Below are 13168 nucleotides of genomic sequence, written 5' to 3' on the forward strand. Positions count from 1 at the left end.
TCACCTCGAGATCGCGAAACTGCCGCCTCTAGGGGGAACAGGTTCGATTGCCCGACCGGACATACCGATGGCCTCGGATCGAGCCCCCTGCCCTCCTCTGAAGTACGGCTTCAGAGGATGACGCTAGCAGCCGAAAACCGCGTTCACAAGCGGCCCCGCTCACCGTCCCCGTTCCCGTTTCCGTCCCCGTTCCCGTCTTTTCCCCTGGCTCGAGTCGCCTCCCCACGATCCCCGGGACAAGACGGCGACGGAGACGGGGACGGGGACGGAAACGAAAAGGCCGATGGCAGGAACCACGCCAAACGAGAGAGGCCGCCCACCCCCTCCCGGGGTCTCTGGGCGGCCTCAACTCTTCGGGTGATCGCTCACCCGGTACAACGAATGCGGTGAATCTACTCGCCGGTGACGATCACGCAATACTTCGCGTAGAGGCCCAGGATGTTCGTGTAGTGGTGGTTCACGGTGCCGACCTTGGTGATCCCACCCGCGTTGGCGGCGGTCTGGATGCTGGAGTCGCCCATCACGGCCGCGCCGAGGATCGAGGAGGCGCAGGCCTCACCCACCTTGGTGCCCACGTCGTTGTCGGTGGTGCCCATCGCGGGCGAGCCGGTCTCGTCGACGTAGAGGGTGCCCATCGCGACACCACGGTTCATGAAGGAGAGGCCGGCACAGCCGGTGGAGAAGAGAGCGACGGCCGCGACGGCCAGAACGAGCTTGCGCATGAGTTTGCTCCTGTCTTCGAAAGAGTCTCTTGGCCGAAGGCGCGCCCGATCCGGACGGATCGGCGCGCCTCGGCGGCCGGACGTTGGCACGGGGTGGATCCCGATGCAACGCCTCTACCTCCCCCGGAAGAAGCGCCCGCAGGCGGCGCCCAGCCGGCGGAGGGCAGCGGTCCCCGAAACCCGTTCACGAGCTGGGGGGTGTGGGGGGAGAGGACCTCCCCCCACTACACATCGAAGTAGAGAGCGAACTCCATGGGGTGCGGCCGCATGCGGACCGGGTCGACCTCGTTCTCGCGCTTGTACTTGATCCAGGTGCTGATGACGTCCTCGGTGAAGACGTCGCCGGCCAGCAGGAACTCGTGGTCCCGCTCCAGCGCGATCAGCGCGTCGGCCAGGGAGCCGGGCACCGAGGGGACGTCCTTGAGCTCCTCGGGGGTCATCCCGTAGATGTCCTTGTCGAGCGGCTCGCCCGGATCGAGCTTGCGCTCGATGCCGTCGAGGCCGGCCATCATCATCGCCGCGAAGGCGAGGTAGCCGTTGCAGGTGGGATCGGGGAAGCGCACCTCGACCCGCTTGGCCTTGGGCGAGGGCGAGTACATCGGGATGCGCAGGGCCGCCGAGCGGTTCCGGCTCGAGTAGGCCAGGTTCACCGGGGCCTCGTAGCCGGGCACCAGCCGCTTGAAGGAGTTGGTCGAGGGGTTGGTGATGGCGGTGAGCGCCGAGGCGTGGTGGAGGATGCCGCCCATGAAGTGCAGCGCCATCTCGGAGAGGCCGGCGTAGCGGTCGCCCGCGAAGAGGGGCTTGCCGTTCTTCCAGAGGGAGATGTGGGTGTGCATCCCCGAGCCGTTGTCGCCGTGGAGGGGCTTGGGCATGAAGGTCGCCGTCTTGCCGTTACGCCAGCAGACGTTCTTCACGATGTACTTGAACCACTGCAGCTGATCGCCCATCTCGGTCAGCGAGCGGAAGCGGAAGTCGATCTCGGCCTGGCCGCCGGTGGCGACCTCGTGGTGCTGCCGCTCGACCTCGATGCCGACCTTGGCGAGCTCGAGGCAGATCTCGTTGCGCAGGTCGTTGAGCTGGTCGGTGGGGGCGACGGGGAAGTAGCCCTCCTTGTGCCGCGGCTTGTAGCCGAGGTTCGGGCCCTCGTCCCGGCCGGTGTTCCAGCGCCCCTCGTTCGAGTCGACCTCGTAGAAGGCGAAGTTGGGGCCGAGGTCGAACTTCACGTCGTCGAAGATGAAGAACTCGGCCTCGGGGCCGAAGTAGGCGGTGTCGGCGATGCCGGTGGAGATGAGGTACTTCTCGGCCTTCATCGCGATGTTCCGGGGATCGCGGCTGTAGGCCTCCTTGGTGATCGGATCGACGATGTTGCCGATCAGCGAGAGGGTCGACTCCCGGGCGAAGGGCTCCTCCATCGCCGTGTCCGGATCGGGGACGACCAGCATGTCGGAGCTGTGGATCGCCGCCCACCCTCGGATCGAGGAGCCGTCGAAGCCGAGGCCCTCTTCGAAGGTGTCCTCGGTGATCTGATCGACGGGCTGCACGAAGTGTTGCCAGAGGCCGACGAAGTCGAGGAACTTCACGTCGACGAACTTGGCGTCGATCTTCTTGGCGAGGTCGAGGGCGTCCTTGGGGGTCTTGGGCATCGCTGGGATCCTTGCGGTGATGGGGAGGAAGTCGGGGCGCTCTCTGGCAAGGGGCGTACCAACGTGGCTCGGGCGGATTCGCTGGACTGGGACACCAAGGGCTTCATTGAAGCTGACCTCGTTGCCCAGACGACAAGCAGTCCTTTGCTCGGATCTTGGGCAGTGCCCGCCATGCGAGCAGGCGGCAGCTATCAGCTGTCAGCTGTCGGCTAGAGGGCGGCGTCGCCCCGGTCGCCGGTGCGGATCCGGACGGCCTCCTCGACCGGCGTCACGAAGATCTTGCCGTCGCCGATCCGCCCGGTCTTGGCGGCCCGCTCGATGGCCTCGATGGCCAGGTGGACCAGCTCGGCGGGGACGACGACCTCGACCTTCACCTTGGGGAGGAAGTCCACGACGTACTCGGCGCCCCGGTAGATCTCGGTGTGTCCCCGCTGGCGGCCGAAGCCCTTCACCTCGGTCACGGTCATCCCCTGGACGCCCACCTCGTGGAGGGCCTCCTTCACGTCGTCGAGCTTGAAGGGCTTGATGATGGCTTCGATCTTCTTCATTCGGGGCCTCGGAGCGTTGAGGTGGCCTCCGGGCGATTAGCAAGACTCTTGCCAGCCCGACGAGGCTACGAGCTGCGAGCTATGAGCTTCGAGCAAGTGGGCTCCCGGCTGGGGCGCGAGTCGGCCAAGCTCGCAGCTCGCGGCTCGTAGCTCACAGCCAACACGGACTCCGGGGTATCCTCCTCCCGATGCGCCTCTCTCTGCGCACGAGACTGCTGCTCACGACCCTCCTCCCCGCGGCCCTGCTGCTCGCGGGCATGGCGGTCCTCGCCCACCAGCTCTCGGCCCGGGCCCTCGAGCGCTCCCTGGGCAAGCGCCTCGCCTCGGTGGCCCAGTCCGCCGCCGCGGGTCTGCGGCCCGCCGACGTGACCTTCCTCGAGGCGGGCGACGAGGAGAGCCGCACCCACCGGCGGCTGACCACCACCCTCCAGGCCGTGCGGGACGCCACCGGCGTGCGCCGGCTGGTCCTCTTCGACCCCGAGGGGCTGGCCCTCTGCGACACCGACGGCCGCTACCCCATCGGCACGCCGATCCCCGATCTCTCCCGGGACTCGCTGGAGGTCGAGCGCGCCCTCGGCGGCAAGGCCACCGCCTCGAAGGTGCTCTTCACCGGCTCGGATGGGCTCCCCTACAAGAGCGGCTACGCCCCGGTCCGCGACGGGGAGCGGGTCGTCGGCGCGGTGCTGGTGGACGGCACGGCGGCCTTCTACGCGGACCTCGACCGGCTGCGGAACGCCTTCGGCGCCATCGGCCTGGTGGGCCTGGCGGTGATGGCGCTGCTGGCCGTCCTGGTCACCCGGCTCATCGCGATGCCGATCCGGGACCTGGCCGCCGCCGCCGAGCGCATCGGCGAGGGCGACCTGGCCACGCCGGTCGATCCGCCCCGCCGGGTGGACGAGCTGGGCAGCCTGGGGCGCAGCCTGGAGCAGATGCGCGCGAGCCTCGAGGCGCGCGAGCGCGAGCTGCAGATGATGCTCGCCGGCATCGCCCACGAGGTGCGCAACCCCCTGGGCGGCATCGAGCTCTTCTCGGGGCTGCTCGACGAGGAGCTCGAGCCGGGAGACCACCGCAAGGCCCACGTCGCCCGCATCCGGAAGGAGCTGGGGCACCTGGCGAAGCTGGTCGAGGAGTTCCTCGACTACGCCCGCGAGCGCGAGCCCGAGCTGGCCGACCTGGTCCTGGGCGAGATGTTCTTCGAGCTCTCCCAGATCGAGGGGCCCAGCGCGCAGGAGCGGGAGGTGGTGCTCCAGCTCGACGCCGCCGAGGACGCGGTGGTGCGGGTCGACGCGAGCCTGCTGCGCCGCGCGGTCCTGAACCTCCTGCGCAACGCGATCCAGGCCAGCCCCGAGGGCGGGGTGGTGCGCCTGCGCGCCCACCGGGAGGGTGCGCGGGTGCTGCTGGCGGTGGAGGACGCCGGCGCGGGCGTCCCCGAGGAGAAGCGCGAGCGGATCTTCGAGCCCTTCTTCACCACCAAGGAGAAGGGCAGCGGCCTGGGCCTGGCGCTGGTCGCCAAGACCGCCAAGGTCCACGGCGGCGAGGTCCGGGTGGAGGAGGCCGAGGGCGGCGGCGCCCGCTTCGTGATGGCGCTCCCCGCGGCCACCCGCGGCGCTTGATCTTAGGGGCCCGCTCGGCGTTCCATGTTCCCCGAGGGGAGGGAAGCGACCTGGCCGACGAGAGAGATCGCAGGCTCGAGGAGGGGGCCGACACCGGGGGCGACGACGAGTCGACCTCGCCGGGGCCGGCGCCCGCTGGCTGGCGGCAGGTGCCGCTGGGCGCCGAGGACGACCACATCCGCACCTCGCCGATGGTCGCGGTGCCGGACGAGGCGGCCCTCCAGCGCGCCCGCCTCGACTCCCAGCCCACCCTCGCGGAGGGAGCCTTCGCCACCCCAAAGGTGCGGGCGACCCCGGCCGGCGAGGGCGAGGTCGACGCGGGCTCGGAGGACTCGCTCCTGCAGGCCGGCAGCTTCGACGAGCGCTACCAGCAGACGCGGGTCCTCGGGAGCGGCGGCATGGGGGTGGTCACCCTCCACCAGGATCGCATCGTCGGCCGCGCGGTCGCCCTGAAGACGGCCCACGCGCCCACCAGCGAGGCGGGCCAGAGCCGGGGCGCCATCTGGCGCTTCCTGCGCGAGGCCCGGGTGCAGGGCCAGCTCGAGCACCCGGCGATCGTGCCGGTCTACGACCTGGGCCGGGACGACCGGGGCGCGGCCTACTTCACGATGCAGCGGGTCCGCGGCCGCAGCCTGGCGGAGGTGCTCGCCAGCCGGACGGATGAGGGCAGCGCCGCCCGCCTCTCCGCCCGCAAGGTCCTCGACATCCTCTCCCGGGTGGCGCTGGCCCTCGACTACGTCCACCACCGCGGCGTGGTGCACCGGGACCTCAAGCCCGAGAACATCATGATCGGGGAGTACGGCGAGGTCTTCCTCCTCGACTGGGGCCTGGCCCGGGTGCTCGGCTCCGAGGACCTGCCCAAGCTCGGCGAGGAGGAGCAGCCGGTCTCCCTGGAGGCGGACGGCAAGACCCGCGCCGGCGAGGTGCTCGGCACGCCGGGCTACATGGCCCCCGAGCAGGTCGCGGACGCCTCGAAGGTCGACGCCCGCGCCGACCTCTACGCCTTCGGCGCCATCCTCTACGAGGCGCTCTGCGGGCTGCCCCTCCACGGCAGCGGCGAGCTGCCCACCCTCCTCTACTCGACGATGAAGGTCGACGGGGCGAGCCTCCCCGACGAGGTGGAGGTCGCCCCCGAGCTCGCCGAGCTGGTCCGGCAGCTGACCCGCAAGGAGCCGGCGGATCGACCCGCGAGCGCCCGGGAGATCGCCCGCACCCTCGAGGCCTTCCTCGACGGCGAGCGGGACGCGACCCTGCGGCAGAAGGCCGCCCGGGAGCACCTCGCGCACGCCCGGGAGACCCTCGCGGCCGCCGCGAGCGGCGCCGACGATCTCGAGGCGCGGCGGGCGGCCCTCCAGCAGGTCGGCCGGGCGCTCGCCCTGGCGCCGGACCTCGAGGCGGCCCGCGAGCTGCTCTTCGAGCTGCTCACCTCCCCCCCGAAGGTGGTGCCCCCGGAGGCGAAGAAGGCCCTGGAGGCCGGCGCCCGGGAGGCGATGATGATGGGCGCCCGCACGGCGGTGGCCGGCTACTTCGGCATCTCCGTCTTCGTGCTCATCGCCCTGTGGATGGGCATCCGCTCCTACCCCGCGCTCTTCACCCTCGCGGGCGCCATGGCCGCCTGCGCGGCCTACACCGCCTACTTCCTCTGGCGGCCGCCGGGGCTGAAGCTGCCCCTCGGCCACCTCCTGCTCACCGCGAGCACGGTGGGGATCTCCAGCGTGATGTTCGGCCCCCTGGTGCTGGTGCCGATGCTGGCGGTCTCCAACAGCGTCTCCTACCTCACCTCGGTGAACGACAAGGAGTGGCTGGTCGCCCTCTCCGGGGTCGCCGCGGTGGTGGTGCCGGCGGTCCTGCAGATGATGGGCATCCTGCCGGCGAGCTACGCCATCCAGAACGGCGTCATCAATATCCTCCCCTGGATGATGGACTTCCCGCCCCTGCCCACCATGGCCTTCCTGGTGGTCACCCAGGCCGGCATCGTCGTGGCCGCCTGCATCTTCGTCCTGCGCCTGAAGCGCCGGGCGGCCGCCGCCGAGAAGGAGGTCCAGCTCACCGCCTGGCAGCTCGAGCAGCTCGTCGGGCGGGACGGCTGAAGCCCGGCGTCAGCGGTCCTCGAGGACGATCACCCGCTCGGCCTCGCCGTAGCCGCTGCGCTCGGTGAAGGGCAGCGTCCCGAAGGGATCCTCGTCGCCGGGCACGCAGGTTGACCCGAAGGGATCGGCCTCGCAGAGCGCAACCTCGTCGCCCGCCAGATCGAGCCAGGCGATCGACAGCGCCACCGGGACGAACTCACTCTCTTCCACCGGACCACGGCAGACCTCGGCCACCGTCCCGGGAAGCACGCTGCTCACCCGGGAGGGCTCGATGATCTCCTGCTGCTCCGCCCCGCTCTCGTACTGCACCCAGAAGATCAGTGGGGCGGTCCCCAGCTCATGGACCCCCTCGTATTCGAGCCGGAAGGTGTCGCAGTCCTCTCCCGGACCGCAGCCCGACGCCACGACCAGAACGAGCATCAAGAAATACCGCGCACGAGTCATCTGCACCTCAAGGGTCGTCGATGACGATCGTCAGATGGGTATCCTGGCCGCTCCCCAGCAGGGTGAAGGTCATGCCGCCCTGCGGATCCCCGGGATCGGGCTCGCACTCGGGAGAGAAGTAGTCTTCGAGACAGGCCGCCTCTTCGTCCCTGTCCAGGTCCAGCCACGCAAAGGCCGTGTAGCCCGGCCGATCACCCACGGGCTCATAGGTCGAATGGCAGGAGTACTCGATAACCGCGCCAGACAGTACTTGGTCGACGAACTCCGGGGCGGTCCACCCAGCGCCGAAGCGACGATCCTCCGGTGCTGTATATCTGGCCAGCAGACTGGCCTGACTGATGTCCAGATCCCCGACGTAGCGATACTGATAGTAGACGCAGTAGTCGAGATCTCTCTCGGTGCCGCATCCCCCCGACAGGCCCATGAGCACCGCTGCGAAGCCCAATACCCGAAGAGTCGACCCGTATGATCCGACCATCTCTCTCCGTCCTCCTCTGCAGAGAGCCGACCGGGGTGCGGCCTGGTTCGCCCGTCCCCCGATCGACCCTCGAAGCCCCTAGAACGGGGCGCACCATTGCGTTCCAGCGCTGGTCACCCCATCCAACGTGAAGGTCGTGCCCCTCGACTCATGGCTCGACCATGTGCCGACCAGTCGCTCGGCCGGCTCGAACCCGAAGAAGTACGCGGCGAAGCCAAACTGCACCCTCGGCTCATTCTGTCCCCACAGGGGCCTGTCGAAGATGGCCAATCCCGTGCCATCACAGAGCCTCACGCGAGACTCGAGCTCGTGCTCGCCCGTGGGCTCCGAACAGGCCCAGGGAATGAACCCAAATCTCCAGCAGAAGCGGCTGTTGGCCTGATACCCGCCCCGGGTCTGGGTCGTGCTGCCGCGGGCAATGTGCCTCCAGGATCGATGGAGGTTCACGGACTGGAACTCCGCGCAGTTCTCCTGCTCCCCATCACAGGCCACCTGCGTGTCGATCTCGTCGAAGAGCGCCATGGGTGTCGCCATCATGGCTGCGAGACCCGCGCCGGCCTCGCAGTCGTCTTCCGCGAGGCAGAACTGCTGCCCACCCACGATGATGTAGCCCGCCTTTCCGGAGAGGAAGGCCGTGACCGGGTTGCCGACCGCGAAGAGGGTCTCCGTCTTCTCGTCGGGGATGTAGCCCTGACCGATCATCTCGAAGGCCAGCTCGATCCCGATCTGAGATCCTTCCCGCATCAGCGGTGCAGCGTTCAGGTGCTCCTCGGAGAAGGCGTAGAAGTCGTGCCACGTGTCGAACTCCAGCGGCTTCTCCGGTGCCGGAAAGACCGTCTTGAGCTCGGTGGCGTCGAAGGTGACCTGCCCGGGTTCGCCGAAGACGAGCTCCGTCTCCCCGTCGAACTCCGCGGCCATGGCCGCAGGGTTGATCCCCAGAAGTCCTGAAACCGCGAACAGAACCATTGTCTTTCTCATGAGAGCCTCCAAGATGGCGTTGAGGTCGATACGACGCCCTGGAGGCTAGAGAGCCCTCCCGCTGCAGTCTCTCGGGGAAACCCTGATTCTCGTGCACTCATTTCAGGGTTCTTCCCGATCGTCGATCGCGAGCAGGCCCCAGAGGCGCGCGAGCTCGACCATCTCCCGCCGGTCCGCGAAGCCGAGCTTCTGGCGCAGCGTGGCTCGATGCGACTCGACGGTCTTCTCGCTCACCACCAGCGCTCGAGCCACCTGCTGGTTCGTCCACCCCCTGGCCAGCCGGCCGAAGACCTCCTCCTCCCTCGGGGTGAGGCTGACGAACGCATCCGTCTCGACGAGCCGCCGCTCGCCTCGAAACCGGACGGTGCCGGACGGTGATCGTTCCTTCGAGGATCGCTCGCAGGGACTCGACCAGGTCCTCCATCGGGATTGCCTTGTGTACGACACCAGCGGCGCCGGCCTTAAGGGAGGAGGTCACCAGGTCGGGATGATCGAGGCCGGTGTACACCACGGACTTCGTCGCGGGCTGCGTCCTGCGCAACGTCCGGATGGCCCAGAGGCCACCCTGCCGGGGCATCTTCAGGTCGACCAGCAAGAGCGAGGCCTCGTGCACGGTGGCCACCTCCACAGCGTCCTCAGCGCTCTGGACACAGATGATCTCATCGAAGTCCAGCGCCTTCGCGAGCAAGGGCTCCAGCACCGAGGTCACGCAAGGATGATCGTCCGCCACCACCGCGATGCGCGCACTTGCTTGTCGCTTGTCGCCGACCCGGTCCCATCCATCACCATCTCCTCAATGGGTATTTATACCCATGTCCGACACTGACGCAAACGCGCCAAAAGCGTGAGGTGCGGGCGCCCCCTAGACCTTGCCGTAGAGCCAGCCCAGCGGGCCCCAGACCTTCGCGTAGCCGGCCTCGCCGTGGGGGCGGCTAAAGCCCAGCCTCATCAGCGGGGTCATCACCCGCTGCTTCTTCTCCAGCGAGCGATGGATGCGGCTCTGCGCGAAGGCGGCGTTGTAGCGCTCCATCGCCTCCGGGCTCCAGCGGCCGGGCGGCCGGTCCGCGAGGTGGCCGACCAGGAAGCGGGCGTTCTTCATCGAGGGGACGATGCCGCAGCCCCCGGTGGCCTCGACCATGCCGATGGTGTCCCCCACCAGGGCCAGGCCGGGGATCTCCATCCCCCGCTCGTGCAGGGCCCCCATGGGGATGAGGGTCGCCCCCTGGAAGGACCAGCTCGCCGAGGCCACCCGCTCGGAGAAGACCGGCAGCCGCTCGAAGAGGGCGTCGAGGAAGGCGAGCATCCGGCTGCCGCCCGGCGGGCGGGCCCGCTCTGCCGGGGAGAGGGCGGCGGAGATCAGCATCACCCCGACCTCGGCGGCGTCGCCGCCCCGGGGGAAGATGAAGGCCAGCGCCGCGGGCATCTCCGGCTCGATGGCGCCGGCGGAGACGAAGAAGAACTCCATCCCCTCGTAGTCGGTGGTGAGGCCGGTGCAGATCCGCTTGGCGATGGGGCAGTCGAGGCGCCCGCGATCGACGCCGGTGGCGAGCCGGGAGCGGTGGCCGTCCGCGGCGACCATGGTCTCGCCCTCGACGCGAGCGCCGTCGGCCAGGATCAGGCCCACGCAGCGCCCTTCCTCCAGGACCGGCGCGGCCACCGGGCTCTCGAAGCGGAGCTCGGCCCCGGCCGCCTCCGCGGCCTCCCGCAGCCCCTCGGTGAGGGAGCGCCACTCGAAGAGGTGGGACTCGACCTCGCGCTCGACCTCGAAGCTCGCCCTCGCCCCCGGCGACCAGTAGCGCCGCTTCGCGGTGCGGTGGAGGCTGATCGTGTCCATGAAGGAGGGCCCGAGCAGCTCGTCGACGATCGGGTCGGGCCGCAGGGTCTCCCCCCGGGGAAAGACCCCGGTGGTCTTCTCCTTCTCCAGGACGAGGACCGAGAGCCCGGCCCGGGCGGCGAAGATCGCCGTCGAGAGGCCCGCCGGGCCGGCGCCGCTGATCAGGAGGTCGTAGCGCGATTCGCTCACGCGACACTCGTATCGCGATCCCTCCGGGGTCGGCAAAGGGGGGCCGGTGGAAGAGGCCGCGAGACAGGCCTGTTGCACTCCGGACCATTTCTCGCCCGATCCCCCGTTCGAGCCTACCCTCGCGGGTAGACATGAGAGGTCTCTCCTTCATCCGGAGGCTCGGGGTCCTCGCCCTCGCGCTCCTCCTCCTCTCGCCCGTCTGGGCGCAGGTCGAGCTCGACCGGGCCGAGGCTGGGCTCGACCGCCTCGAGCAGCTGCGGCGCGCCGAGATCCGCGGCTGGCGCCAGCAGGTCCAGCAGCTGCGCGCGAAGGAGGGCGCCGACGAGAGCTGGCAGGCGAGCGTCGACACCTTCGCGCTCCAGCTCGAGGCCGTCCTCCAGGCCGACCTCGTCGATCTCGGCGCCCCCTCCCTCGTGCCCCCGGCCACCCGGCCGGCGCCGATCGCGAGCGAGCCGCCGGACCCGGCCGCCCTGGAGCGGATGGAGGCCTACGCGGCGCGCGCCGGGGCGCTGAAGGCCCGCGAGGCCCAGCTGCGGGCGGCCCGGGCGAAGGTGAGCGCCGGGGCGCTGCGCGGGCTCCACCGCCTGGAGTCCTCTCGCACCGGCCCGCCGACGGCCGGCGGCTACTTCCGGGCCGCCGAGCGCGAGCGCCTCCTCGACCGGCTCCGGCAGAGCCTGCGCATCGCCGAGGAGCACACCCGCCGCCAGCTGCGCGGGCTCCACACCCTCCCCGCCCGCGCCTCCGCGCCCGAGCTCTCGAGGGCGCTGTGGACCGCCTGCGCCTGGGCGGTGGTGACCCTGGTCGCCTTCGGCCTGGTGGCCCGCCGCAAGGACGCGCTGATGCGCTTCCTGCGCAAGCGCATCGGCCGGAGCATCGAGCGCCCCGCCCTGCGCCTCTCGGTGGAGCGCTGGGTGCGCTTCTTCCTGGCCATCGGCCCGGCCTTCTTCTGGGTGCTCTTCCTCGAGGCGATGAACGCGGCGCTCGCCCCGCTGAACCTGGGGGAGGTGCGCCTGCTACGGCTGCTCCTCCTGACCTGGGCCTGGTACCGGGTCGTCCGGGACGGGGCCCTCCACCTGCTGACGACCTGGGCGGCCGCCCGCGACAACGTGCTGGGGCCCGCGGTGCGCCTGCGAATCATGCGCTCGCTGCGCCTCGGCGGGCGGACCGTCGTCGGCCTCCTGGTGGTCCTGCTCTCCCTCGAGCGCCTCGCCGGCGCCGGCCCCCTCTTCCACGCCGCGGCCGCGATCGCCGCGATCTTCCTCGCCACGAGCCTGCTGGTCCTGGTGGCACACTGGCGAGTGGAGATCCTGGAGACCTGGCGGGAGGACTTCGAGGGGGGCCGGCTCGCCCGCCTCGCCCATCGCTCCGAGGCCCACCCCACCTTCGAGACCCTCGTCGCCCTGATCCTCGGGCTGGCCCTGGTGGTCGTCCTCTTCGTCCGCGGTCTGCGCGACCTGGCGCTGCGCTTCACCCGGGTACGCCGCCTCTTCGCCGCCTTCGAGCGCCGCAAGCTCGAGCGCCGCGGCGAGACCGCGGTCTCGGGCGACGACGACCTCGCCCGCCTGCCCGACGCCATCCAAGACGCCCTGGGGGAGGGCCCCATCGCCCCGGCCGAGGCCCTGCCCCACTTCCCGGGCCTCACCGAGGCCCGGCTCTTCTTCGAGCAGCGCGCCGACCGCGGCACCGGGGGCAGCCTGGCCCTGGTGGGCGAGCCGGGCTCGGGCCGGCGCAGCTGGCTGCGCGCCCTGGGCGAGGCCTGCAAGGACATCCCCACCACCGAGCTCACCCTCCCCCGCCGCCCCACCTCCGCCACCGAGGTCTGCGAGCAGCTCATCGCGGGGCTCTCCCTCGAGTGCGAGGCGACCCCCGACGCGGTGGTCGCCGCCCTCGAGGCCCGGCCCCTGACCCGGATCGTGGTGCGCAACCCCAAGCTCCTCGCGCTGCGCTGCATGGGGGGGCTGCGGACCTTCGAGACCTTCCTCGAGATCATCGGCCGCAGCGCCGAGCGGGTGCAGTGGATCTGCGTCTTCCCCGCGGGCCTCTGGCGCTTCCTCTCCCGCGTCTACAACGAGGTGCACCTCTTCCAGCAGGTCTGCCAGCTCGGCCCCTGGAGCGAGGAGCAGATCGACGAGCTGATCAGCCGCCGGATGCGCCGGGCCAAGGTCGTGCCCCGCTACCAGATCTCGGTGGTCGACAACCTCGACGGCACGGCCTTCGACACCGAGGTGGTCCACACCGCCCGTCGCTACCACCGGCTGATCTGGGACTACGCCGACGGCAACCCGGCGGCGGCCCTCCACTTCTGGCTGCGCTCCCTCTCGGTGGACCCCGAGACCGGAGAGGTGGTCGCCCGCCTCTTCCGGGCGCCGGACGGCGCCGCCCTGGATCGCCTCGACGAGCGCTCCCGCTTCGCCCTGGCCTGCGTCGCCCTCCACGACGGCATCTCCATCCCGGACGCCGCCCGCGCCCTGGGCTACTCGGTGGGGGAGACCGAGGCGCTGCTCGAGAACCTGCGCGAGTCCGGCGTGCTCGAGGAGCGTGACCGCCACCTGAAGCTCTCCACCCACTGGCAGCGCGCGGTCCTGCGCTTCCTGCGCCAGCGCCACCTGGTGGCCGCCTAGAGGCCAAG

11 protein-coding genes are annotated in these 13168 nt (G+C 70.4%); 3 read left to right on the forward strand and 8 right to left on the reverse strand.

Features of this window, described 5'->3' with window-relative positions; translation table 11 throughout:
* Positions 1–392: 392 nt before the first annotated feature.
* The 3 genes from P1V51_15265 to P1V51_15275 all read right to left on the reverse strand — a co-directional run bounded on the left by P1V51_15265 (position 393) and on the right by P1V51_15275 (position 2913).
* Positions 393–722, reverse strand: coding sequence for a TRL-like family protein (locus P1V51_15265; protein ID MDF1564402.1), 330 nt, complete (start codon positions 720–722; stop codon positions 393–395).
* A 224-nt stretch (positions 723–946) separates the two neighbouring features.
* Positions 947–2365, reverse strand: coding sequence for a type I glutamate--ammonia ligase (gene glnA / locus P1V51_15270; GenBank protein MDF1564403.1), 1419 nt, complete (start codon positions 2363–2365; stop codon positions 947–949).
* Between the two features lie 209 nt (positions 2366–2574).
* Positions 2575–2913: a P-II family nitrogen regulator gene (locus P1V51_15275; protein MDF1564404.1), complete on the reverse strand. Its 339-nt coding sequence runs from the start codon at positions 2911–2913 to the stop codon at positions 2575–2577.
* A gap of 188 nt (positions 2914–3101) precedes the next feature.
* Between P1V51_15275 and P1V51_15280 the strand changes: the two genes are divergently transcribed.
* Both P1V51_15280 and P1V51_15285 read left to right on the forward strand, forming a co-directional pair.
* A complete protein-coding gene (locus P1V51_15280) occupies positions 3102–4526 on the forward strand; it encodes a HAMP domain-containing sensor histidine kinase (GenBank protein MDF1564405.1) in 1425 nt (474 codons plus the stop codon).
* Positions 4523–6616: a serine/threonine-protein kinase gene (locus tag P1V51_15285; GenBank protein MDF1564406.1), complete on the forward strand. Its 2094-nt coding sequence runs from the start codon at positions 4523–4525 to the stop codon at positions 6614–6616. The genes P1V51_15280 and P1V51_15285 overlap by 4 nt, the downstream gene beginning before the upstream one ends.
* 9 nt (positions 6617–6625) lie before the next feature.
* On the opposite strand, the gene P1V51_15290 is transcribed toward P1V51_15285, so the two are convergent.
* From P1V51_15290 to P1V51_15310, 5 genes are all read right to left on the reverse strand, one after another.
* A complete protein-coding gene (locus tag P1V51_15290) occupies positions 6626–7036 on the reverse strand; it encodes a hypothetical protein (protein ID MDF1564407.1) in 411 nt (136 codons plus the stop codon).
* Between the two features lie 31 nt (positions 7037–7067).
* Positions 7068–7538, reverse strand: coding sequence for a hypothetical protein (locus P1V51_15295; protein ID MDF1564408.1), 471 nt, complete (start codon positions 7536–7538; stop codon positions 7068–7070).
* 78 nt (positions 7539–7616) lie between these two features.
* A complete protein-coding gene (locus P1V51_15300; protein MDF1564409.1) occupies positions 7617–8516 on the reverse strand; it encodes a hypothetical protein in 900 nt (299 codons plus the stop codon).
* Between the two features lie 102 nt (positions 8517–8618).
* On the reverse strand, positions 8619–8963 hold the full coding sequence (locus tag P1V51_15305) for a helix-turn-helix transcriptional regulator (GenBank protein ID MDF1564410.1): 345 nt from the start codon (positions 8961–8963) through the stop codon (positions 8619–8621).
* A 415-nt stretch (positions 8964–9378) separates the two neighbouring features.
* The gene (locus tag P1V51_15310; GenBank protein MDF1564411.1) at positions 9379–10539 is read right to left on the reverse strand and encodes an NAD(P)/FAD-dependent oxidoreductase; all 1161 of its coding nucleotides are present in this window, start codon (positions 10537–10539) and stop codon (positions 9379–9381) included.
* 131 nt (positions 10540–10670) lie between these two features.
* Between P1V51_15310 and P1V51_15315 the strand changes: the two genes are divergently transcribed.
* Positions 10671–13160: a hypothetical protein gene (locus P1V51_15315; GenBank protein MDF1564412.1), complete on the forward strand. Its 2490-nt coding sequence runs from the start codon at positions 10671–10673 to the stop codon at positions 13158–13160.
* Positions 13161–13168 lie beyond the last annotated feature (8 nt).

The organism is Deltaproteobacteria bacterium (assembly GCA_029210625.1).
Taxonomy (GTDB): domain Bacteria; phylum Myxococcota; class Myxococcia; order SLRQ01; family SLRQ01; genus JARGFU01.